The sequence below is a fragment of the Enterococcus sp. DIV0294 genome (assembly GCF_050558155.1).
GTDB classification, from domain to species: Bacteria; Bacillota; Bacilli; order Lactobacillales; family Enterococcaceae; genus Enterococcus; species Enterococcus faecalis.
Map to the genome: position 1 here is coordinate 1733326 of NZ_CP187889.1, position 20879 is coordinate 1754204.

22 protein-coding genes and 1 other RNA gene are annotated in these 20879 nt (G+C 37.0%); 4 read left to right on the forward strand and 19 right to left on the reverse strand.

What is annotated here, in order from left to right:
- Positions 1 to 45 precede the first annotated feature (45 nt).
- The 4 genes from IGJ20_RS08560 to IGJ20_RS08575 are packed head-to-tail and all read right to left on the reverse strand — an operon-like array spanning position 46 to position 2882.
- Positions 46 to 798, reverse strand: a complete 753-nt coding sequence (locus IGJ20_RS08560; protein ID WP_202522583.1) for a 16S rRNA (uracil(1498)-N(3))-methyltransferase — start codon at positions 796 to 798, stop codon at positions 46 to 48.
- A 1-nt stretch (position 799) separates the two neighbouring features.
- The gene (gene prmA / locus IGJ20_RS08565; RefSeq protein ID WP_002357075.1) at positions 800 to 1747 is read right to left on the reverse strand and encodes a 50S ribosomal protein L11 methyltransferase; all 948 of its coding nucleotides are present in this window, start codon (positions 1745 to 1747) and stop codon (positions 800 to 802) included.
- A gap of 15 nt (positions 1748 to 1762) precedes the next feature.
- The gene (locus IGJ20_RS08570; protein WP_231414697.1) at positions 1763 to 2248 is read right to left on the reverse strand and encodes a DUF3013 family protein; all 486 of its coding nucleotides are present in this window, start codon (positions 2246 to 2248) and stop codon (positions 1763 to 1765) included.
- Positions 2205 to 2882 (reverse strand): DNA-3-methyladenine glycosylase, encoded by a 678-nt coding sequence (locus IGJ20_RS08575; protein ID WP_231414698.1) that lies wholly within the window; start codon positions 2880 to 2882, stop codon positions 2205 to 2207. The genes IGJ20_RS08570 and IGJ20_RS08575 overlap by 44 nt, the downstream gene beginning before the upstream one ends.
- A gap of 128 nt (positions 2883 to 3010) precedes the next feature.
- Between IGJ20_RS08575 and IGJ20_RS08580 the strand changes: the two genes are divergently transcribed.
- The 4 genes from IGJ20_RS08580 (at position 3011) to IGJ20_RS08595 (ending at position 5544) form a co-directional block, all read left to right on the forward strand.
- Positions 3011 to 4288: a replication-associated recombination protein A gene (locus IGJ20_RS08580; protein ID WP_002360030.1), complete on the forward strand. Its 1278-nt coding sequence runs from the start codon at positions 3011 to 3013 to the stop codon at positions 4286 to 4288.
- Between the two features lie 72 nt (positions 4289 to 4360).
- Positions 4361 to 4554, forward strand: a non-coding RNA gene (ssrS, locus tag IGJ20_RS08585) — 6S RNA.
- Between the two features lie 7 nt (positions 4555 to 4561).
- On the forward strand, positions 4562 to 4894 hold the full coding sequence (locus IGJ20_RS08590) for a hypothetical protein (protein ID WP_002357068.1): 333 nt from the start codon (positions 4562 to 4564) through the stop codon (positions 4892 to 4894).
- A 176-nt stretch (positions 4895 to 5070) separates the two neighbouring features.
- Positions 5071 to 5544: a universal stress protein gene (locus IGJ20_RS08595; protein WP_002357065.1), complete on the forward strand. Its 474-nt coding sequence runs from the start codon at positions 5071 to 5073 to the stop codon at positions 5542 to 5544.
- Between the two features lie 111 nt (positions 5545 to 5655).
- On the opposite strand, the gene IGJ20_RS08600 is transcribed toward IGJ20_RS08595, so the two are convergent.
- The 15 genes from IGJ20_RS08600 to IGJ20_RS08670 all read right to left on the reverse strand — a co-directional run bounded on the left by IGJ20_RS08600 (position 5656) and on the right by IGJ20_RS08670 (position 20759).
- The gene (locus IGJ20_RS08600; RefSeq protein ID WP_002357064.1) at positions 5656 to 6843 is read right to left on the reverse strand and encodes an acetate/propionate family kinase; all 1188 of its coding nucleotides are present in this window, start codon (positions 6841 to 6843) and stop codon (positions 5656 to 5658) included.
- Positions 6844 to 6867: 24 nt separating this feature from the next.
- Positions 6868 to 7875 carry a class I SAM-dependent methyltransferase gene (locus tag IGJ20_RS08605; protein WP_002357063.1) on the reverse strand — a complete coding sequence of 336 codons (1008 nt, stop codon included), beginning with the start codon at positions 7873 to 7875 and terminating at the stop codon, positions 6868 to 6870.
- 128 nt (positions 7876 to 8003) lie between these two features.
- Positions 8004 to 8357, reverse strand: coding sequence for a competence type IV pilus minor pilin ComGG (gene comGG, locus IGJ20_RS08610; RefSeq protein ID WP_202522586.1), 354 nt, complete (start codon positions 8355 to 8357; stop codon positions 8004 to 8006).
- Positions 8357 to 8791: a competence type IV pilus minor pilin ComGF gene (gene comGF / locus IGJ20_RS08615; protein ID WP_002366893.1), complete on the reverse strand. Its 435-nt coding sequence runs from the start codon at positions 8789 to 8791 to the stop codon at positions 8357 to 8359. Before comGF ends, comGG begins: the two co-directional genes overlap by 1 nt.
- The gene (locus tag IGJ20_RS08620) at positions 8781 to 9107 is read right to left on the reverse strand and encodes a type II secretion system protein (RefSeq protein ID WP_016615218.1); all 327 of its coding nucleotides are present in this window, start codon (positions 9105 to 9107) and stop codon (positions 8781 to 8783) included. The genes comGF and IGJ20_RS08620 overlap by 11 nt, the downstream gene beginning before the upstream one ends.
- A complete protein-coding gene (gene comGD / locus IGJ20_RS08625; protein WP_002360025.1) occupies positions 9073 to 9519 on the reverse strand; it encodes a competence type IV pilus minor pilin ComGD in 447 nt (148 codons plus the stop codon). The genes IGJ20_RS08620 and comGD overlap by 35 nt, the downstream gene beginning before the upstream one ends.
- Positions 9516 to 9791, reverse strand: coding sequence for a competence type IV pilus major pilin ComGC (gene comGC / locus IGJ20_RS08630; protein ID WP_002356991.1), 276 nt, complete (start codon positions 9789 to 9791; stop codon positions 9516 to 9518). The genes comGD and comGC overlap by 4 nt, the downstream gene beginning before the upstream one ends.
- Positions 9791 to 10837, reverse strand: coding sequence for a competence type IV pilus assembly protein ComGB (comGB, locus tag IGJ20_RS08635; RefSeq protein ID WP_002356990.1), 1047 nt, complete (start codon positions 10835 to 10837; stop codon positions 9791 to 9793). The genes comGC and comGB overlap by 1 nt, the downstream gene beginning before the upstream one ends.
- Positions 10794 to 11762: a competence type IV pilus ATPase ComGA gene (gene comGA, locus IGJ20_RS08640; protein ID WP_002364362.1), complete on the reverse strand. Its 969-nt coding sequence runs from the start codon at positions 11760 to 11762 to the stop codon at positions 10794 to 10796. Before comGA ends, comGB begins: the two co-directional genes overlap by 44 nt.
- Before the next feature lie 240 nt (positions 11763 to 12002).
- Positions 12003 to 13331: an APC family permease gene (locus tag IGJ20_RS08645; RefSeq protein WP_002362058.1), complete on the reverse strand. Its 1329-nt coding sequence runs from the start codon at positions 13329 to 13331 to the stop codon at positions 12003 to 12005.
- A gap of 289 nt (positions 13332 to 13620) precedes the next feature.
- The gene (gene rlmN / locus IGJ20_RS08650; RefSeq protein WP_002356987.1) at positions 13621 to 14694 is read right to left on the reverse strand and encodes a 23S rRNA (adenine(2503)-C(2))-methyltransferase RlmN; all 1074 of its coding nucleotides are present in this window, start codon (positions 14692 to 14694) and stop codon (positions 13621 to 13623) included.
- Positions 14695 to 14817: 123 nt separating this feature from the next.
- Entirely contained in the window at positions 14818 to 16647 is a 1830-nt protein-coding gene (locus tag IGJ20_RS08655) for an ABC transporter permease (RefSeq protein WP_002395793.1), read from the reverse strand.
- Positions 16637 to 17386 carry an ABC transporter ATP-binding protein gene (locus IGJ20_RS08660; protein WP_202522591.1) on the reverse strand — a complete coding sequence of 250 codons (750 nt, stop codon included), beginning with the start codon at positions 17384 to 17386 and terminating at the stop codon, positions 16637 to 16639. The genes IGJ20_RS08655 and IGJ20_RS08660 overlap by 11 nt, the downstream gene beginning before the upstream one ends.
- Positions 17387 to 17503: 117 nt before the next feature.
- Positions 17504 to 18205, reverse strand: a complete 702-nt coding sequence (locus tag IGJ20_RS08665) for a GntR family transcriptional regulator (protein WP_202250951.1) — start codon at positions 18203 to 18205, stop codon at positions 17504 to 17506.
- A gap of 130 nt (positions 18206 to 18335) precedes the next feature.
- Positions 18336 to 20759, reverse strand: coding sequence for a DNA translocase FtsK (locus IGJ20_RS08670; RefSeq protein WP_202522592.1), 2424 nt, complete (start codon positions 20757 to 20759; stop codon positions 18336 to 18338).
- Positions 20760 to 20879 lie beyond the last annotated feature (120 nt).

Consider the following 20879-nt stretch of genomic DNA (forward strand, 5'->3'; position numbering starts at 1 on the left):
TATTCAAAGAGAATGCCTACAAGAATTTTACAGGCGGGCTTTCGTTTAATTTAAAAGTTCCATTTGGTAGCTAACCGCACTTAAAAGATACAACGGTGCTGTTTCTGCTCGTAAAATTCTCGGACCCAACCCGCAAAGTTTCGCCCCAGCCTGCAGAAATTGTTCAATTTCTTGCGGTGCAAAGCCACCTTCAGGTCCAAAGAGCACACACAAACGTGCGCCTGGCTGGCAAGTGGATAATACTAGTGCTAATTGACTTTTTTCTCCTTGTTTTGCTGATTCTTCATACGCAACCAAGACTGTGTCATATGAGTCAAATTGTGCAATGATTTCTTGTGTTTTTTCCACCAAAGAAACACTTGGTGTCTGCTGCCGATGCGATTGCTCCGCCGCTTCTGTGGCAATTTTTTGTAATCTTTTTTCTTTGGCTGCTCTTTTTTTGTGGTCCCATTTGACAACGGAAGTTTTCGCAGGAAAACCGATAAACTGATTGCCACCTAGCTCCGTGCCTTTTTGAACAATCCATTCTAACTTGTCCCCTTTTGGTAACCCACACGCAATCGTCACTTCAATTGGCAATTCTTTGTCCATTTCTTCTTTACTAATTTCTTTAAAGTAAACAGATGTTGAATCAATTTCCACAATCTCAGCTAAAATGGCAGTTTTATTTTGAAATACTAAATAACAACGATCATTCGGCGTCATTCGCATAACTCGCACAATATGATGATAGTTTTCATCTGCGACTTTATACAAATCTTTTTCTTGATAATCTTCTTTCATGAAATACCGTTGCATTTTACTCTTCCTCTGGTTTCTTCAAGATAATCGCATACCAATCGCCTTGATTAAAGAGTTGGTCCACCACAAAACCGACTTTCGTTAGTGCTTCTAAAACCATTGCTTTTTTATCTTCAATAATTCCAGAAATAATGAAGGTACCGTCTTGTTTTAGCAAACGCCAAGCATCTTCAATCATTAACACAATAATATCTGCCAAAATATTTGCGACGATTACATCAGCAGAATGGTCAATCCCTTTTAGTAAATCATTGGCTGACACATGAACATCGGCCGCAATAGGATTTAAATCCATATTTTCTTTTGCCGCTGCAACTGCTACTTCATCTAAATCATATGCGTAGACGTCTTTAGCCCCTAAATAGCGACTTGCAATACTCAAAACACCAGAACCCGTTCCTACATCTAGAACTGTTTCGCCACCACGTAAAACAGTTTCTAAAGCTTGCAAGGTTAAACGAGTCGTTGGATGCGTGCCTGTACCGAAAGCCATGCCCGGATCCAATGTGATAATTTTTTCTGCTTCATCTTGTGCGTGATAGGCTTCCCAACTTGGCACAATCGTTAAGAATCGTGTGACACGGACAGGATGATAATATTTTTTCCAAGCAGTTGCCCAGTCGCTTTCTGCTACTTCACTAATTGTCATTTCGTTTTTACCAATGGATAAGCCGTACTCTGGCAAGCGTAAAATATTTTCTTTCATAAATGGTAAAATTTCTGGTAAGAAGGTTGTTTCAGGAAAATAAGCCATCACAATCGCCCCTTCTTTAATGTGGGTGAATTGCTCTTTATCTAAAATTTCCCCATACAGATCACTTTCAAAATTTTCAATGTCCAACGCATCTTCAATGGCCACACCACTTGCGCCAGCTTCCATCATAATGTTTGAAATTGCTTCAACTGCTTCGCTAGCCGTTTCTACTTTTACTTCTGTCCACTTCATGTTCTCACCTCTAAATTAATAACTTGGATACGCAATCCATTGTTCTTTTTCTGTTTCTACCACTTTTTTAATCATCGCTTCAAAATCTGCTGGCTCCCAATGCAATTCAAAAACTTCCGCTGTTTCATCTGATAAAAAGTCTAACAAATCACTTTGCCCTTCATCTAAAACCACTTTTAAATAGTGAATGAATCCGTCTAAAACTGCTTTGCGTAGCCCTTTTTTTCCTTCATAAGGAATTGTGACTAAATACTCTTCATCATCAACGACTGACTTTTGCGGATTATAAAATAACAAGCCATCTTCAAATTCAATGAATTCTTCTTCTGAAAGCGTACCGTCAACATCATCAATCGCCACTTGTTCATTGTTTTCTGCATATAAACGAACAATGACTTCGATGGTATGGTTTTTGCGATCCCAATCAAGGCCTACTTCGTAATCTGCTAAGTGTTTTTCAAGTTGTTCCTCTAAGTATGTGAGCATTGTTGCTTTTTTCATTTTCTTCATCCTTCCAGCCAAAATCTATTTGGTCTACTGCTGTTCTTTTTTGTTTAGAAATATATGGATTGCCAGCCACGACGTATCTTAAAGGCAACTCTGTCCAACGACCTTTATTGGGAATCCCAATTCGTGGTAGTTCCTCAATTTTTTTCGGAAATTTTCGTTTTTCTGGCACGATCCGTAACGAACTAGAAAAAATCGACTGCCCATATAATTGCTTATCAATTCCTAAGGCTGCAACTAATTTACCTGGTCCATTGGTCAATTCCACGCCTTGACGTCCTTGGCGATTTTCAATCATTTTGTCAACACCTTCAACAGGTTCAATCGCACGGATCATCACCCCTTGTGGTTTGCCTTGTTCTTGTGTCACCATATTTAAAATTAAATGCGTGTGCATAGTATATAAATAAATCGTGCCTGGTTTGTCATACATGGCTTGTAAGCGTGGCGTTTTTCTCAAGCCAAAGCTATGGGCCGCCTCATCATCAGGACCTAAATAAGCTTCTGCATCCACAATGTACCCACCTAAAACGCCTGTTGCTGTTTCGTTCTCTAAATACATCCCTAACAAATATTGTGCCACTTCTTCAGTTGTTTTTGTGTTAAAGATATTTATCGTTTCTTTCATTTCTTTCACCACTCCCTATCATACACGAAACCTTCCGCTATATCCATCTAAAACCCAAAAAACCACCAAAAAGCGAATGTACGTTCTTTATGTTATAATAAGATGATTATGAAAAAGGAGGTCCTTTTATGCAACAACCTTTAGCCTATCGAATGCGACCTCGTCACTTAGACGAAGTGGTTGGTCAACAACATTTAGTCGGCCCTGGTAAAATTATTCGTCGGATGGTCGAAGCCAAAATGCTTTCATCGATGATTCTTTATGGGCCGCCTGGCACTGGAAAAACCAGTATTGCCAGCGCAATCGCTGGTTCAACAAATTATGCCTTTCGCATGTTGAACGCGGCCACAGACACTAAAAAAGATTTACAAATCGTTGCTGAAGAAGCCAAAATGAGTGGCACAGTGATTTTACTGCTTGATGAAATTCACCGATTAGATAAAACAAAACAAGATTTTTTGCTCCCTCATTTAGAAAACGGACGAATTATTATGATTGGAGCCACTACCGAAAATCCATATATTACAATTAACCCTGCGATTCGTAGTCGCACGCAAATTTTTGAAGTAAAGCCTTTAACAGAAACAGACATTCAGCAAGCGATTCAAGAAGCCTTAACCGATAGCACACGTGGCTTAGGCGATTATCCCGTCCACTTAGAAGAAAAAGCATTACAACATTTGACACGCGCAACGAACGGTGACTTACGTAGTGCGCTAAATGGACTAGAATTAGCTGTTAAATCAACACCCAAAAATGAACAAGGCGAAATTAAGATCACCTTACCGATTATTGAAGAGTGCGTGCAACGAAAAGCCTTAACCCATGATAAAGATGGCGATGCCCATTATGACGTGATTTCCGCTTTCCAAAAGTCGATCCGAGGAAGCGATGTAGATGCTGCACTTCATTATTTGGGTCGCTTAGTTGAAGCAGGTGATTTACCGATTATTTGTCGTCGTTTAATGGTCATTGCTTACGAGGATATCGGTCTTGGGAATCCTGCGGCCGCCGCTCGGACAGTCACCGCTGTTCAAGCCGCCGAAAAGCTAGGGTTTCCAGAAGCTAGGATTCCTCTAGCTAGTGTCGTCATTGATTTATGTTTATCGCCAAAATCAAATTCTGCAGTCACAGCGATTGATGCTGCTTTGGCAGATATTCGACAAGGCTCTGTGGGAGACGTTCCTGATCATTTGCGTGATGCCCACTATGCTGGAGCCAAAGAATTAAACCGTGGTATTGGTTATCAATACCCACATAATTTTGAAAACGGTTGGGTCAATCAGCAATACTTACCTGACAAATTAAAAGAGGCACGTTATTACGAGCCGATTGATATTGGTAAATATGAACAAGCCTTACATCAGCAACTCAAGCGTATCCAAGAATGGAAACAGAAAAAATAACAAAATAATACGCTTTCAAAAAAAGAAACAATCTCGTTGCCGATTTTGAGAGAGTATGCTATTATAAAGATGGTAAATCTGTGATGTACGCGTTGTCCTTTCACTGTGTTGACCGAACATTTTTATTGATATCTAGGGATCCTGCTTGTATCAAAGTTGGTAACATGCCTTTTCTTTTGGTAGTTCAATACTGCGATCGAGGAACCCACCTGCTTATCTTGCGGGTTCAATACTCTAGGACGATTACCGGCATCGACGGATTTTACCATTTTTATGAAGATTTCTAAACAATTTGCTCTGGCAAGTTGTTTTTTTTTGGAGGACAAGATGATTCGTATACTCGTACTATTACTCGCCGTTGTCACAGGCGTAGCCAGTTATTATTTGATGAAGAAAAGTGCAGCTTTTTTACCACTCTTAAAAAAAGAAACTGCAACAGAAAGTCAACAGTTTATCGAACGTTTTGGGCGTTATTACTTGATTATCGCCATTCTAGGTGTTCTAGCGGCTATTTTTAATCGCCCGTTATTGTCAATTGGTTTTATCTTTTTTGTTTTATTACTTTCAACGTTGTTTAGTTTAACTTTTGCAAAAAAAATGTCATAAAAGACGATGAATTTAAAACTTCGTTCAAAAAGATTTTTTTGAACGAAGTTTTTTTTACAAAAAAATGCCAATATTCAGAAAAAAAGAAGCGGTTTCAGTTTCTTTTTTTCTTTGTTTGTTTTACAATTATTATAGAAACAATTAATGATTTTTTTACGCTGAAAGGAGCGGTTATTATGTTACAACAATATCAAAAAATTATGATAGCAATCGATGGTTCTGACGAAGCAGACTTAGCCTTTAAAAAAGCGGTCAACGTCGCTAAACGAAACGATGCTGAATTACTATTAGCACATGTTGTTGATACGCGCTCTTTCCAATCAGTGTCCTCTTTTGATGGTGCGCTAGCAGAAGAAGCAATGTCAATGGCAAAAGAAACCTTAGACACCTACCAACAACAAGCGGTGGATATGGGACAAACAAAAGTCTCTAGCGTTCTAGCCTATGGTTCTCCTAAGAACATCATTGCCAAAGAATTACCAAAAGAATACAACATTGATTTAATTATGTTAGGAGCAACTGGATTAAATGCCGTTGAGCGTTTATTTATTGGCTCTGTCTCTGAATCAGTTATCCGTAACGCTAGTTGCGATGTTCTCGTTGTACGGACGGATTTAGACAACAAATTACCAAAAAATGAAGAAAAATAAAAAATAAAAAGAAACTGAGCCAACTATCACTTTTGATAGTTGGCTCAGTTTTTTCTTATTTACCTATTAAGCACACCTTGTGAGAGCATCTCACAAGGTGTGTTCGTTTAATTATTTTAGACGTTCTACGTCACGGGCAATCATTAACTCTTCATCAGTTGGTACTAATAGAAGCTTGATTTTTGAATCATCAGTTGAGATAACTGCTTCTTCACCGTGTACATTATTTTTGTCATCATCGATTTCACAACCAAACCAAGTCATGCCATCAATAATATCTTTACGAACGCCAACTGCATTTTCACCGATTCCAGCAGTAAAGACAATCGCATCAACGCCATTCATAACAGTGACATAGCTACCAATGTATTTACGAATACGATCGATAAAAATGTTGTATGCTGTTTGAACTTCAGGTTTATCTAAGTTTGATTGAATATCGCGCATGTCGCTTGATAAACCATTTGTTAAACCTAATAAACCAGATTTTTTGTTTAAAATATCAACCATGTCTTGTACATCAGTCAAGCCAAGTTTTGTCATTAAATAAGGCAATAGTGACGCATCAACATCCCCTGAACGAGTCCCCATTGTAACGCCAGCAAGAGGAGTGAAGCCCATTGATGTATCGACTGATTTACCACCATCAACTGCAGTGATTGAAGCACCATTACCTAAGTGACAAGTGATAATTTTCAAGTCTTCAATTGGACGACCTAACATTTCTGCAGCACGTTGAGAGACATAACGATGACTTGTTCCATGTGCCCCATATTTACGTGCAGCAAATTTTTCATAGTATTCACGCGGTACACTATATAAATAGTTGTGTTCTGGCATTGTTGTGTGGAACGACGTATCAAAGACTGCCACGCTAATGATTTCTGGTAAGATATGTTTAAATGCTTTAATCCCCATCGCATTCGCTGGGTTGTGTAAAGGTGCTAATTCAGATAAAGCTTCAATTTTTTCTAATACTTCGTCTGTAATAACAACAGAATCTTTAAATTCTTCTCCACCAGCAACTACACGGTGACCAACACCAGTAATTTCATCATAAGAACCTAAAATGTTTAAGTCGATTAATTGGTCTAGTAACATTTTTACTGCCACTTCATGGTTATCAATATCAACAATCACTTCATATTTTTGTCCTTCACCATATTTAATTGTGAAGATAGAATCTTTTAAGCCAATACGTTCAACGATTCCTTTAGCGATCACTTCTTCATTTGGCATTTGGTATAATTGCCATTTTAAACTTGAACTACCTGCATTAATTGCAATTGTTTTAGACATAATTTTCTCCTCTTCGTTACTATTTTATTTTAAATTTGAAGCTTTCCAAGCTTCAAATTGTTTAAAGAACTCCGTTACTTTATTGATATCTTTCAAAGAGGCAAGTTTTGCTAACAAAACTTCCTTCACTTGCTCAGCATCTGCACCCTTGTTTTGAACAAGCAAGATACTTTTACGTGATTGTTCTGACTTAAACAATTCATCAGGTAACTGTATCATTCCTTGTAAATAGACATTTTTTGTCAACCAATTTTTAAAGAATTCACTTTGCTCAGTCTCTAAAATATTGGTCGGGATTAAGAATAAGCCAAACCCTGCTGGCTTCACGTATTTCATGGCTTGTTCCATTAATAAATGATGCGCATAACTATGGCCTTCCTCAGCAGCAGCAGCAAATCCCTTTGCTCGCTCATCATTTGGATAATAGCCAATCGGCAAGTCACTTAATGCTAAATCAACTGGATCCAATAACAAATCTTGCAATCCGTCTTGATGGAACAACTGAATATTGGCTTGTGACCAAGCATTGTTCACAGAAGATACTGCCAAAAGTGTTTCATCGATATCCACACCATAACCAGAAACTTTGTAACCAGCTGTTTCAAGGTTCAGCAGAACCGTTAACAGTAAATTTCCCATTCCTGAAGCAGGATCTAAAATTTTTAATGGCTCTGATTTATTTGTTAATTGTTCTACTAAATAAACAAACAAAAAGCCAATACCGTCTGGCGTCAATTGATGATTTGCTTGAAGCTGCTCTTTTCTCGTTCCTTTTAACAAAAGTAATTGGGACAAGCGTCGCACATCTTCAGGAGCTAAATCAATTTTTTTAATCGTATGATACAGCGTTTCTAATTGTTTCACTGTCTCTGGATTAGGTACTCCGTCAAGTACTCGTACTTGAAAATCATCTAAAATATTTTCACCATTTTCAATATACGCATCTAAAAAAGAAGTATCCAATGACTGTTGCAATAACTGGATTGCTTGTTCCATTGGCTCGAAAGCCTCTTCAATTTTTTCTGGGAACAAATTAGCACCTCTATTCTATTCAAAATGTAACAACTTCCATACCTGTTTTATTTTAACGAAAAAAGAAAGAATAATCAATGCCTTTACTGTCTTTCTTCTAAAATCTAATAATTTGTAGAAAAACAACGCTATTCCAGTATTGTTTCCGCTTTTTTTTGATGAGAAACTCTCTCTTGATATTGGTATTTTCGACCAGATTTGTTTAATAAAACAGTTATTCTTAATTGTTCATTTTTGTATGTATAATCGAGGGTCACTTGCGCGTATACGAGCCTTTCTTCTGTTTTTAACTTTCGTCTATTTTGTTTAACATCTGCAAGAAATAAATGAAGGATACTTTTCCCTGCATAGTAATCCTGGGTAGCTTGCGTAAATTTTTGTGTTAACTGACGTTCTTCTAGTAACTGAAGGGTGAGAAAACTCATTAAATAAACAAAGGCCACGGCCGTGAACAATAAGTTTCCTGAATATTTTTGCCTCATTAAAATTCTCCCTTTATTGGAAAAGAACTATCAAATGTTTTTCCAGAAGTAAAAGTAACTTCCAAAGTAAACGATTGTCCTTCATTTTTAAACTGTCCATTTTTGATACCAATTAACAGCGGTTGGTAGCCTTTACCATTGACTCGCTTAATAATTTTATCTTCTTTGATTTGAATTGAAATAGTCTTGTTTGTTTCTGAGTCTAGGAAAGAAATCTCTTGAGCAGAGCCTGTTTGGAAAACGAGCTTTTGACATTCTTTTTCTAATTGAATTAAAAAAATATGCCAGGATTTCGAATCATTGTTTTTCAAATATTGATTTCCGATAAAACTTTGTTGAATCATCAACTGAAACAATTGACACATACAACTTAAAACGACTAGTGCCACTAAACACTCTAACATCGTAAAACCCGCATATTTTTTATTCACCAATCAAAATCGCTCCTCTTGAATCTGTGACTTTTAGTATCCTTCTTCCCTCGTTCTCCATCAAAGAAAATCGGTAAGTTTCTCCTTGATATATCCGCTCTTTGAAACGTAAATCACCCGTCTGCTCTAAAAATAAAATTGCTTCGTATCCTAGACGAGTGCGCGTTAATTCTTGCTCCCGTTGATAATTTTGCTGAATTAATTGTGTAATAGCCAGGGAGAATATCCCTGCTACCACACATACAATACTAAAACTAACGAGACTCTCTAATAAAATAAAACCGCTATAAATAGTTAATTTTCTTCGTATATTTGCCACTCCCCATCTGAAATTGTAAAATAAGTTGCTGTTTCTTTTCAGTCCAAGTAAAAATATATTTCACTAAACGGCCATTGTTCCCTGACGAATGAAGAAAACTGAGTTTGCTTGGGCCACTCACTGTCATTTTTTCAGGTACAGCTAGCGAAGTCCTTCCAGCTGATTGGTTCAATTTATCAGGAAATGAAAAGCTTTGTTGTTCTTCAAAAAACCAAACTTCTTGTGTTTCCTCTAAAACAATTGCTTGCTGTTGCGCAAAACGAAGTTGTTTTTCTACCGTAGCAAGAAACTGTTCAATTTTTAATGTTTCTTGCCAGCGGTGAATAGCGAGTGTTGGGAGCATAGTCATAAAGCAAACAATCGTTAAACTAGCAAGTGTTTCCATTAATGTGAATCCTGCTGACTTGTTCATTGCTTTTCTGCTGTATATTTATCTAACTGCTCTTTAGTAATGTAGCCTTCGTTGACTAATTCATTTAAGGAAGGCGTCTTATTTTTTTCTAGTGTGTAGAGCTCGATTTGTGATTCTACAATTTTTACGATTGCTTCATTGCCTTTTTTGTCAACTGTTTCTTTATGTTTCGCTAAGTTAGGGACAAAAAGTAAAATCAATACGGAAATAATCAATAAGACAATCAACATTTCTAATAATGTAAACCCTGCGTATTTTTGTTTCTTTTTCATTATAAAACTCCTTCCATATTGCCATAAATAGGCAGCAACATTGCCCCATAAACACCGATAATTAAACAAGCAATTATGATAAAAATAAGTGGTTGAACGAGAGTAATGACTCGTTCAATTTTTTTGAAAAAACCTTGGAAACAGACATTACTATAAACCATCAACTCCTTGCCTAATTTTCCTTTTACTTCCCCTTGTTGAATCATTAAACCCAATGCTTTTGTAAAAAAAGGATAAGCAGCTAATTGTCTATGTAAGGTTTCACCAACTAGCAGTCCTTCACTAATTGCTCCAGCTAATTCTTTCATTAAGGGGTAATTGGTTGTATGGCGCATCAAATCGATGACCTCTTTCATTTCTAATCCTTGCGCAAGCAACTTCCCCCATTCTAGTGCAAAAAAAGCACTGACGTATTCCCGATAAAGGCCACGGATAATTGGCAGTTTCAGATATACGAAGGCCCGCTGAATAGCAGACTGATGCTTCAAATAACGGTTTAAAATGAAGAAACTAAATGAGAGGACAAAAACTAAGGTAACCAGAATGTATGGACTGTAAACAATCAGAAGAATCCCAATATTTTTAGAATAACTATTGGCATCATTTTCCATTAATTGGGGCAATAAAAATTGCCGGATACCAACAATGACGAGAATCAAAAAAACAATCAGGAGCAGCGGGTAACTAATTATTTTATAGAACTGTTGCCGATATTTTTCCGTTTGAAAAAAATGTTCGGAAATCGCTTGTAGTGTCCCTACCAAATCCCCGTGTGCAGTAGCAAACGACAATTGTGCCGAGACCATTGTTGAAAACCCTAATTCTTCAACTAAAGCTTGTAAGGCAATGCCTGAGGAAAAGCCTTCAACTAAAAAAGTTATACTGTGCTGAGGTAATGCGTTTGATTTTTTCATGAAGGAAAAACTTTCTTGTATATTAAAACCATTTGCAAGCAAATCCGCTAATAGTTTCAGAAAAAGCTGCTGTTGTTTTTTCGTTAATTTATTCGATGGCTTGAAAATACGTTTTTTCTGTAATAAACCCATACGCCCACGCCTTTCTTAGATTCTTTTGCCAACTACTCTTTATAACGGCTTCCTTAAAGAAGAAATAATCATAAAGAATTCCTGCTACTTGTTCCTTATTAATCGTGGTTGTCAAAATCTGTTGATAAATGATACCTTGCAAGCATTCAGCCAATTCATGCTCTGGGCCACCTAATTCTATCAAACGCCGTTGCACCCCCAATAAGTTACGGGCGTGAATTGTCGCAAAAATAGTATGACCCGTTAAGGCGGCTCGAATAACTGCTTGAGCCGTCTCGCCATCACGAATTTCACCAATAATCAAAATATCAGGATGATGGCGTAAGCAAACTTTTATCAAGGCTTCGTACGTTAACTGAATTTTTTCATTTGTTTGCAACTGTAAAAACTGCTTTTCCTCAATTTCAACAGGATCCTCAATCGCTATCACTTGTTGTTCGCCACTTCTTTGTTTAGCCACACGATACATGGTTGTTGTTTTCCCAGAACCAACTGGCCCACTGAATAAATAAAGTCCTCGTTTCTGACAAGATGCTTCAATTTCATTCAGCTGGTGGGGAAAGAAAAAATGTTCAGCTTGTTCACCAAATCGGTGCAAAAAACGAATTACCAAGCTCTCTCGATTCTGAAAATCTCCCACAGATGATAAACGCAAGCGTTGCTTCGTCTCGCCAATTAGATAAGTTGTCGCGCCTAATTGTGCTTTTCGTCTTTCTCCGACATCCATGCCGCCTATAAATTTAAAGTGGAAAATTAACTTTTCGCCTATTTCTGCGGAAACTTGTGTGTAAAGTGTCCGTTGCATCCCTGTCCGAAAAGAGATGGCTATTTCGGTATCATTGGGTAAAAAATAAACGTCTTGCGCCCCATGAAGGACGCCCCATTCAATTAATTGATGAGCCAATTTTTTTACATTTTCAGTCATTCATTTCCTCCTCTCACTAATAAACTACGCATTTATTTTATGATTTCAGCAAAAAAAAGAACCTTCACCATTAAGATGAAGGTTCTTTTTTTGAAGTTTGCGCTGTCCATCTATCTTCCCCAAAATAGTGGAACTCCTAGACACTTAGTATTATACTAAAAAAATCTTGCGTTTAGTTTTCAAAAATTTCTCTGAATCACAAAATTTTTGAGAAAAACTATGATAATCCGATTGGATCGTTTACGTTTTTGGCTTCGTTTTTTGTTTATTAACTAAATAAACTGGAATTCCTAGAAGCGTAATCCCTATACCAATCAATGCTAGAATAGGCTGTGTAATACTCGTTGTAACCAAGATGAAGATACCACCTAGACTTGCGATAATTGGAATAATTGGATAGCCAGGAACTTTATACGGTCGTTTTAATTCAGGTTCTCGTTTTCTTAAAATAAAAACGGCTAAGAAAATTAATAGATTAAACAACCACATAACAAAAACTAACATATCCGTCAATAAATCGAAGGTCCCGAAAAACATCATGATAATGGCTACAGCTAACTGAAAAATTCCAGCAACGTAAGGAACAACAAAGCGTTTAGACAACTTTTGAAACTGACGACTAAAAGGCATCAGATTATCTAAGGCTAAGGCATAAGGAATCCGAATCCCTGTCATTGTGTAGCCGTTTAACGCACCATATACAGAGATTAAAATCCCAATAGTTACGATTTTGCCGCCAATTGGTCCAAAAATAGCCACAGAAGCATCCGAAGCTGCATTCAAATTCCCAGCGATTTGCTCAATTGGTAATGTTTTTAGAAATACAAAATTAATTAAAGCATAAATTAAAGTAATCAATAACAAACCAAAAATAATGGCTTTAGGCAAGTCTCTTTCTGGTCGCTTCATTTCACCAGCCACGTTACCCACACCTAGCCAGCCATCATAAGCAAACATGGTGGCGACTAAGGCGCCACTAAAAGCAACTAAAAAGCCAGTATTCGCTGTTGTTTCAACAGGAAAAAGTGAAACAGCTACCTGTCCTGGAGTAAATAATCCTACTAAAGAAATCAAGGCAATTGGAATCAGTTTTACCACCAATGTCGTTGATTGGACCAAAGAAGCAATTTTTGTTCCTAATAAATTAATTATCGTGATACTGGTTCCCGCAAGAATGGCAATTGGAATCAATAAATTTGCCGATAGATGAAACAAATTGATTAGTTGTGTACTAAAAATAATGGATAACGCCGAAATGTTGGCAGGATAATAAATGATACTTTGTGCCCACCCTAAAAGAAAACCAGCTAATTTACCATATGTATATTCAATATACTTCACTGCGCCACCTGTTTCAGGGATTGCTGTAGCAAGTTCGGCGCTGGTTAATCCTGCACAAATGGTTAAGGCACCACCTAATACCCAAGCAAAGATAGCTAAACTAGCTGACTGTGCGTGTCCAACGACACTCGCAGCTTTAAAGAAAACACCAGCGCCAATCACCGTACCCATTACCGTGGATAACGCACCAAACGTTGTGATCTCTCTTTTTAATTGCTTTTTCTCCATAGACTCCCTCATTTCATTTAAACTAAAAAAGCGTAACAAAATTTCACTTTCTTGAAAAGATAACGAAAATAATAGCTGTTTTCATGAAAAATTCTGTGACGATCTCTTTTCAGTATAGCTATTTCTTTTAGAATTTCAAGTTTGAAAACCACAAAAAGAAAATTTGTCATAAAAGTTTTAGAGCATTCATCTTTTGTTTATAAGCAAGAATGGAAAAACCGACGATTTTTTATTAAATAAACGAAAAATCGAATCAAAAAGAAACCTTTCTGATCCGATTTTAACTACGTTATTGGTTTTTGACTTTTTCTTTTTTCATTTGTTTGCTGCGTAATTGTCCGCAAGCCGCATCAATATCTGTTCCGTGTTCTTTACGAATAACACAATTGATGCCATTCTTTTTGAGTACATCATAAAATTTTAAAACCGCTTCTTTAGAGCTTCTGCTATATTGATCGTGTTCACTCACTGGGTTATACGGAATCAGATTAACATAAGAAAGTTTTTTCTTATTCCGTAGTAAATCTGCTAATTGTTGAGCATGTTCTGGTCGGTCGTTCACTTGACTCAACATAATATATTCAAATGTAACACGTCGGTTGGTTTTTTCAATGTATTCATCAATTGCTGCCATTAATTTTTCAATTGGAAAACTACGATTAATCCGCATAATTGATGTACGAACTTCGTTGTTAGGAGCATGTAATGAGATTGCTAAGTTTACTTGTAGTCCACTGTCTGCAAATTCACGAATTTTTGGCACTAAACCACTTGTTGAAACTGTAATATGACGGGCACCAATAGCCAAGCCTTTATCATCATTAATCGTTCGTAAAAAGTTCATGACATTGGCATAATTATCAAATGGTTCACCAATTCCCATCACAACGACATGGCTAACACGTTCATCCAACCCACGTTCATCGAAATAATGTTGCACCCACATAATTTGGGCAACAATCTCGCCAGCAGTTAAATCTCTTTGTTTTTTTAATAGCCCACTAGCACAAAATGTACACCCAATATTGCAGCCAACTTGAGTGGTCACACAAACAGATAATCCATATTCTTGACGCATCAAGACTGTTTCAATCATATTTTTATCTGGTAATTCAAATAAATATTTTACGGTACCATCTTGTGCTTCTTGCACAATGACTTGTTTTAATGGATTTAATGAAAAATTTTCTTCTAATAAAGTCATCAACGATTTAGAAATGTTCGACATTTCACTAAATGAAGCAACACGTTTTGTATACAACCATTCCCACACTTGTGTTGCGCGAAATTTCTTCTCGCCATGGGCTAAAAACCAGTCCACAAGCTGTTCTCTCGTCAGTCCATAAATGGATTCTTTCTGCATTTCTTTTCCTCATTTCTGCTATTACATTCGCTTCATAACTATAACGTATTCTCACTTTGAATGCAATATCACGAAGAGTCTCAAAAAAATCGTTAAGCGTGCATGCTTAACGATTTTTTATAATTAATCTTTCACTAAGTGATAAACTTTTTTGAAGTAGAACGTTCTGGCAATTAAATAGTAAACGACCTGAATCAATAAGAAAACGCCTAAAACTTCCCAGCCAGCTAATTGCATTGGCTGATCTAAGACAGCATACATTGCTTTCAAAGCAACAGCTCCATGAATAAATGAAACAACAATTGGGGTAAAGAATAAAATACCTACTTGTTGGTAAATCATTTTCTTCAATTCTTTTTTCGTCAAACCAAGTTTGTAAATCATCTTGAATTTTTCAACGTCCGTATTCATATCACTGTATAAACGGAAGTATAAGAAACTACCCGCCGAAACAAAGAACACGATACCGATAAATAGTCCGACAAATAGAACTGGCGTATAATATTGCGTAATGGCTGCCGACATTGCAGCTGTTCCTACTAACATGGGATACTTGTCACCAATAATATTTTCTGCTTTTATCAATTCTTCACGATTGGTTCCTGCTTTGGGCTGCCAAATTGTTTCTGTTTCCGCTTTGATTCCATCTGTTGAGGTACTATCTGGGATAACAACCACACCGCCAAAAGTCGGTAATACATTGGTTTCTTCTGTTTTATCAATGTTTAAAACTTGATCATTTCCCAATTGAACAGATTTGACATCTACTGATGCAGCAGAAGGAGCATCTTTTTGTGATAAATTAACTACTTTCTCACCTGTTAAAGTTGGTTCATCTATAAATTTTGCGAGTTTATTATATTCAGATGTTTTGATTAATTGGATACCGGCACTTGTTTTGTACATTGTGTAATCAATCTGATCAAACTGAATATTTTTTTCTTGGAATGTTTTTGTCGCAAATTGTTTCATTTCTTGATTTTCTGGGTTGGTCGAATCAGACAATGTCAGTTCGTACGGTACAGAACTTATTCCTTTAAAAATCATCTCGTTCACGCCGTATAACGTTCCAATGGCAGCAAAAGCAACCGTTGATATCACCGAAACCAAGAAGAACGAACGTGCATTATCTTTCATGCGGAATGCTAAATCTGATAAAACGACCATATTGGTTTTTTTCCAAAAGATTTTTGGTTTCCGTTTTAAACGTTCAATGACAGAAACACTCAATTGGTCAAATAAGAATTTTGTCCCTAAAATAACTAAGAAAATTACTGGGAACATCACCATTAAAACTAACTGTCCCTTAGCAACTAAAGCAATTCCGTAACCGACAACTAAAAGCAACACGGCTAAGAAAGATTTAACTTTAGAGCTTTTGATTTCACCTTTACCCATTTCCCCTGCTTTTAATAGCTCTTGAAGTGTCGCTTTTGGCAAGCGGAATTGAATAAAGAAAGAAATTACTAAGAACAAGACCGCAAATGAAATGACAGTAATGATAAACGGCATCACTGGCAAATAAAAACCTAAACCTAGATGCATCAATAAATTGCTAATCCATAAAATAAACTGTGAAAATCCAACACCTAAAATGCTACCAAAAATTGTAGCAAAGAAACCAATCACTAAGTTTTCAATAAAAATCATTTTCTTTAACTGTTTTGGACTCATCCCTTGAATCATCAAGGTTCCAAACTCTTTTTTTCGAGATTGGATAAAGACATCCATCGAGTATAAAACAAATAAGAAAGAGAAACCATAGATTATAATTGCCGCAGCCGTCATTCCCATTTGTGCTTTAGGATTTAAACCATTAGCTAAGGCTGGGTGAAAGACAAAACCAGTGAACGTAAAAAAGATCATCACAGAAAACATTGTACTTAGGAAATAAGCCAAGTATAAATGCTTATTTCGAATCGTGTTTCTTATAACAAACTGATTAAAATTCATTATCGACACCTTCAATCTCAGCCAGTTTCACCATGATTAAATCGTAGAACTCTTTTTGGTTGCCGTTTTGGATAATTTCATCAATTAATTCACCATCTTTAATAAAGACAATGCGCTTGCAATAACTTGCGGCTAGCGGATCATGGGTCACCATTAAAATAGTCGCCGCTTCTTCTTCGTTTAATTGTTGTAACAAGCCCATCACATCCTTAGATGATTTCGTATCTAAGTTTCCTGTTGGTTCATCAGCCAATAATAATTGTGGATGATGAATCATTGCCCGAGCAACGGCGACCCGTTGTGCTTGTCCACCAGAAATTTCTGCAATTCGTTTTTTCAACAGATGATTGATACCTAAACGCTCACTTAATTCTGCTAATTGTCGTTTCATTACAGAGACTTTTTCTCCATCAAGTGTCAATGGCAAAATAATATTTTCTTCAACAGTTAATGTTGGCATTAAATTAAAGCTTTGAAAAACAAATCCTAATTCTGTACGACGGAATTTAGCAATTTGTTCTTGATTCAAATTGTTTGGATTTTTTCCATTTAAAAGTATTTCACCGTCTGTTGGACTATCGATTGTTGCCAATAAATTTAAAAGTGTACTTTTCCCACTTCCAGAAGGTCCCATAATACCAATAAATTCACCCTCTTGGACAGTTAAATTAATCCCTTTTAAAGCTTCATATTTAATTTCGTTTCCGTAAACTTTTTTTAAATTTTGTACTTCTAACATATTTTCCACTCCTATTCTTCTCACTCATTTAGTGTATCGAAAACGAAAAAAAACGACAATAGAAAAGAATAACAATGAACTTACATTACTGTAAGTGCACTGTTATTCTTTTAAAAGTTATGCTTCATATTCAATCACATAAGGATGAATCTTCGTATTATAAATAGCTTCTGAATATTCTACGCAACGACCTGTTGGGCTTAACGAACGCCGAATTCTTTTTAAGCCCGTTGTTTCAGTTGTTTGCAACATCTTTTGCTCTTCTTCTGTCAAAGTTGCAACTTCAAAACGGTCTTCAAATTTATAAATTTCAATGGCATGTCGATCCATCAAACGATACAAGGATTCTTCTTTGTATTCAGTCAATGATACGTCTTTCATGGCAGCTGGCAAATAGTAATTAAAATAAATATAGGGTTGTTCATCGATTAGATATAACCGTGAAAGGTGAACCACTTCTTCTCCTAAAAATTGATAAGCCGGCATCTCTTTTGACAACGTCAAGTTTTCAACTTGTAAAACTTTTTTAGTTACTTTCTGACCTGATTCATTCAAAAATTCAGTGAATGTCCCTGCTTTTGATAGTTTATTATAGGGACGATTGCTTAACACAGTTGTGCCTCGGCCACTTTTTTTCTCAACAAATTCTTCCGTTGCTAACATTTCGATTGCCCGCCGAATCGTAATTTTACTAACGTTAAACATCTCTTCCAATTCTGTTTCTGTTGGTAAAAACGTTCCTACTGGATACTTGCCACTCAAAATATCTTCTTTAATCTGATCTGCTACTTCTAAATAAAGCACGCTCTTTCTTCTCATGATACGCTCCCTCCCAACCGCACTATTCCTTTCTATTTTACCAGAAAATGATGATTATAACATGATGCTTTGCTGAAATTATAAAAAAAGAACAAAAATAGATAAATTTATCTATTTTTGTTCTTTTTGTTTATTGTTCTGGCGTCTCGGTTGCTGCCTCTTCTGATTCCGCTTGTAGAAAGACTTTTCTTGGTTTGCTACCTTCTGATGGTCCAATAACTCCGTGTGCTTCCAATTCATCTACTAAGCGAGCCGCACGATTATAGCCAATTCTAAAACGTCTTTGTAGCAATGAAATACTAGCTGTTTGCATTTCAACCACCAAGTTTTTCGCTTCTTCAAACAACTCATCTTGAGGAGCTTCGCCACCGCCTGAAGTGGTCGGTTCATCTGTTGGCATCATGCTTTCTTGATATTCAGCTTCTTGTTGGTCCGTTACAAACGCAACCACTCGTTCGACTTCTTGATCAGAGATAAAGGCCCCTTGGATACGAATTGGTTTATTTTCTCCCATTGGTAAGAAGAGCATATCGCCTCGACCTAATAGTTTCTCCGCCCCGTTGGTATCAATAATGGTACGCGAGTCTGTCCCACTTGAGACCGCAAAAGCCATTCGAGAAGGGACATTTGCTTTGATGATTCCTGTAATGACATCCACACTTGGCCGTTGTGTCGCTAAAATCATATGAATGCCCGCTGCCCGTGCCATTTGGGCTAAGCGGATAATCGCATCTTCTACTTCATTACTTGCCACCATCATTAAATCAGCTAACTCATCAACAATGACAACAATAAATGGCAGAATTGGACGATTTTCGCCATCTTCCGCATTTTTCTGTTGAATTAGTTGATTGTAACCAGTGATATTTCGGACGCCTGTTGCTGCAAATTTTTCATAACGAAATTCCATTTCTTGAACTACTTTTTGCAGGGCTTGTGCCGCTTTTCTCGGATTAGTAACCACTGGCGTTAATAAATGAGGAATCCCGTTATACACATTCAATTCCACCATTTTCGGGTCAATCATCATTAATTTTACTTCATGGGGTTTCGCTTGCATCAAAATACCTGTGATGATGCCATTGATAGCAACCGATTTCCCACTCCCTGTCGATCCCGCAATTAATAAATGCGGCATTTTTGATAGATCCGCAGTTTGAACCATCCCTGAAATATCTCGACCTAAAGGTACTTCTAATAGTTTATCTGGATGACTTGGTTGTGCCTCAACAATATCTCTAAAGGATACTGTACTAATTGCACTATTAGGAACTTCAATCCCGATTAGTGATTTCCCAGGGATTGGGGCCTCCATACGAACGTCTTTGGCCGCAAGCGCTAAAGCAATGTCATCCGTCAAGTTAACAATTTTGCTAACTTTTACCCCAACAGCGGGTTGAACTTCAAATTTTGTGACAGATGGTCCTAAACTAGCTTTGACTACTTTAGCATCAACACCAAAACTCTTGAAGGTTTGTTCTAAGACGCCAATATTTTTTTCGATTTTTTCATATTCACCACTTTGATCCGTTGCTTGAATTGTATCTAACAAATCAGTTGGTGGTAGTTGATAATCACGGTCTTCCGCTTCTTCAGAAATTTCAAATTCGAGAACACCAGCTTCATCTGCCGCCTCTTCTTCTTGCTCTCGTTGCGGTTTTGTTGCTGCGATTGGAGGTACAGGCATCGCCTGATTTTGCTGTTGAAACGAATCAATTTGAACAGGCGTTGGTGCAGCCGGTTCTTCCACCATTGGTTGGTGGGTTTCAACTGGTGTTTTTGTTAAGCGCTCGGCTGCCGCTTGTTCCATACGTTCCCGCTCTTGTAATTTTTGTTGGGCAGCGGCTTCAATTTTTGCTTGGCGTTCTGCAGCCTTAGCTTCTTTCTTCGCTGCTCGCTTTGCCTCTTTTTCTTCTTGTCGCTCCTGTGATTTTGCCGAAACATGACTTAGGCGATCTTGAATACTTTGGAAATGATCAACAATTTGCTGAAAATCCCACATACTCATCAAGAAAATACCCGCTAACAGTAGCAATGTGGCAATTAAATAGCTGCCAAATTGTGCCACCAAAAAGTACGTTCCTTGATAAAGCAGCGCGCCAATCATACCGCCCCCTACGTTTTGCGTCACTTGGTTGGCTTTTAAATCACTTTGCAAAAATTCCCAAGTGTTACCTAAAATATCTGGTTGACTGCCACTAACATTTCGAAACATAAAGGCATGGAAAAATAACAAAACACTAATATAAATCAGAACAGCCCCAAAAATAGGGCGCCCTCTTTTTAACGGAAAATCTTTCCCATAAATCATGACTAATAAGCCATACAGGATTAGTAAAATCGCTGCAAATGGAAAGGTATTACCTACAACTAAGCGTAAACAATTCGCTAATAACGTGCCTAAAAACCCTAAGCGAAAGAGTCCAAAGACACCGAATAAAATAAAAATCAGGCCAAGAAACATATAATTTAAACGTTCTTGTTGTTGCTGTTGTTTTTTAGTCTTTTTCTTTGTCGTACTTTTTTTCTTATTTGTTGCTCTTTTTTGTGCCATTTAACTTCCCTCTTTCCATCACTTCTCATTATACATAAAAATGGAATCGAACAAAAGTGCCCACCTCATTTTACTTGAAAAATCATGGAAATTTTTTAAAAACTTTCATTTAAGAAAAAT

Coding starts and splice junctions, on each gene's coding strand:
- IGJ20_RS08575 (WP_231414698.1), bottom strand. CDS start 2,882: ATGAAAGAAACGATAAATATCTTTAACACAAAAACAACTGAAGAAGTG.
- comGG (WP_202522586.1), bottom strand. CDS start 8,357: ATGAGGCAAAAATATTCAGGAAACTTATTGTTCACGGCCGTGGCCTTT.
- IGJ20_RS08660 (WP_202522591.1), bottom strand. CDS start 17,386: ATGTTAGAAGTACAAAATTTAAAAAAAGTTTACGGAAACGAAATTAAA.
- IGJ20_RS08600 (WP_002357064.1), bottom strand. CDS start 6,843: ATGTCTAAAACAATTGCAATTAATGCAGGTAGTTCAAGTTTAAAATGG.
- comGA (WP_002364362.1), bottom strand. CDS start 11,762: ATGACTGAAAATGTAAAAAAATTGGCTCATCAATTAATTGAATGGGGC.
- IGJ20_RS08560 (WP_202522583.1), bottom strand. CDS start 798: ATGCAACGGTATTTCATGAAAGAAGATTATCAAGAAAAAGATTTGTAT.
- IGJ20_RS08590 (WP_002357068.1), top strand. CDS start 4,562: ATGAAGATTTCTAAACAATTTGCTCTGGCAAGTTGTTTTTTTTTGGAG.
- IGJ20_RS08665 (WP_202250951.1), bottom strand. CDS start 18,205: ATGAGAAGAAAGAGCGTGCTTTATTTAGAAGTAGCAGATCAGATTAAA.
- comGB (WP_002356990.1), bottom strand. CDS start 10,837: ATGGGTTTATTACAGAAAAAACGTATTTTCAAGCCATCGAATAAATTA.
- prmA (WP_002357075.1), bottom strand. CDS start 1,747: ATGAAGTGGACAGAAGTAAAAGTAGAAACGGCTAGCGAAGCAGTTGAA.
- rlmN (WP_002356987.1), bottom strand. CDS start 14,694: ATGCAGAAAGAATCCATTTATGGACTGACGAGAGAACAGCTTGTGGAC.
- IGJ20_RS08670 (WP_202522592.1), bottom strand. CDS start 20,759: ATGGCACAAAAAAGAGCAACAAATAAGAAAAAAAGTACGACAAAGAAA.
- comGD (WP_002360025.1), bottom strand. CDS start 9,519: ATGAACAAGTCAGCAGGATTCACATTAATGGAAACACTTGCTAGTTTA.
- IGJ20_RS08595 (WP_002357065.1), top strand. CDS start 5,071: ATGTTACAACAATATCAAAAAATTATGATAGCAATCGATGGTTCTGAC.
- comGC (WP_002356991.1), bottom strand. CDS start 9,791: ATGAAAAAGAAACAAAAATACGCAGGGTTTACATTATTAGAAATGTTG.
- IGJ20_RS08580 (WP_002360030.1), top strand. CDS start 3,011: ATGCAACAACCTTTAGCCTATCGAATGCGACCTCGTCACTTAGACGAA.
- IGJ20_RS08570 (WP_231414697.1), bottom strand. CDS start 2,248: ATGAAAAAAGCAACAATGCTCACATACTTAGAGGAACAACTTGAAAAA.
- IGJ20_RS08655 (WP_002395793.1), bottom strand. CDS start 16,647: ATGAATTTTAATCAGTTTGTTATAAGAAACACGATTCGAAATAAGCAT.
- IGJ20_RS08645 (WP_002362058.1), bottom strand. CDS start 13,331: ATGGAGAAAAAGCAATTAAAAAGAGAGATCACAACGTTTGGTGCGTTA.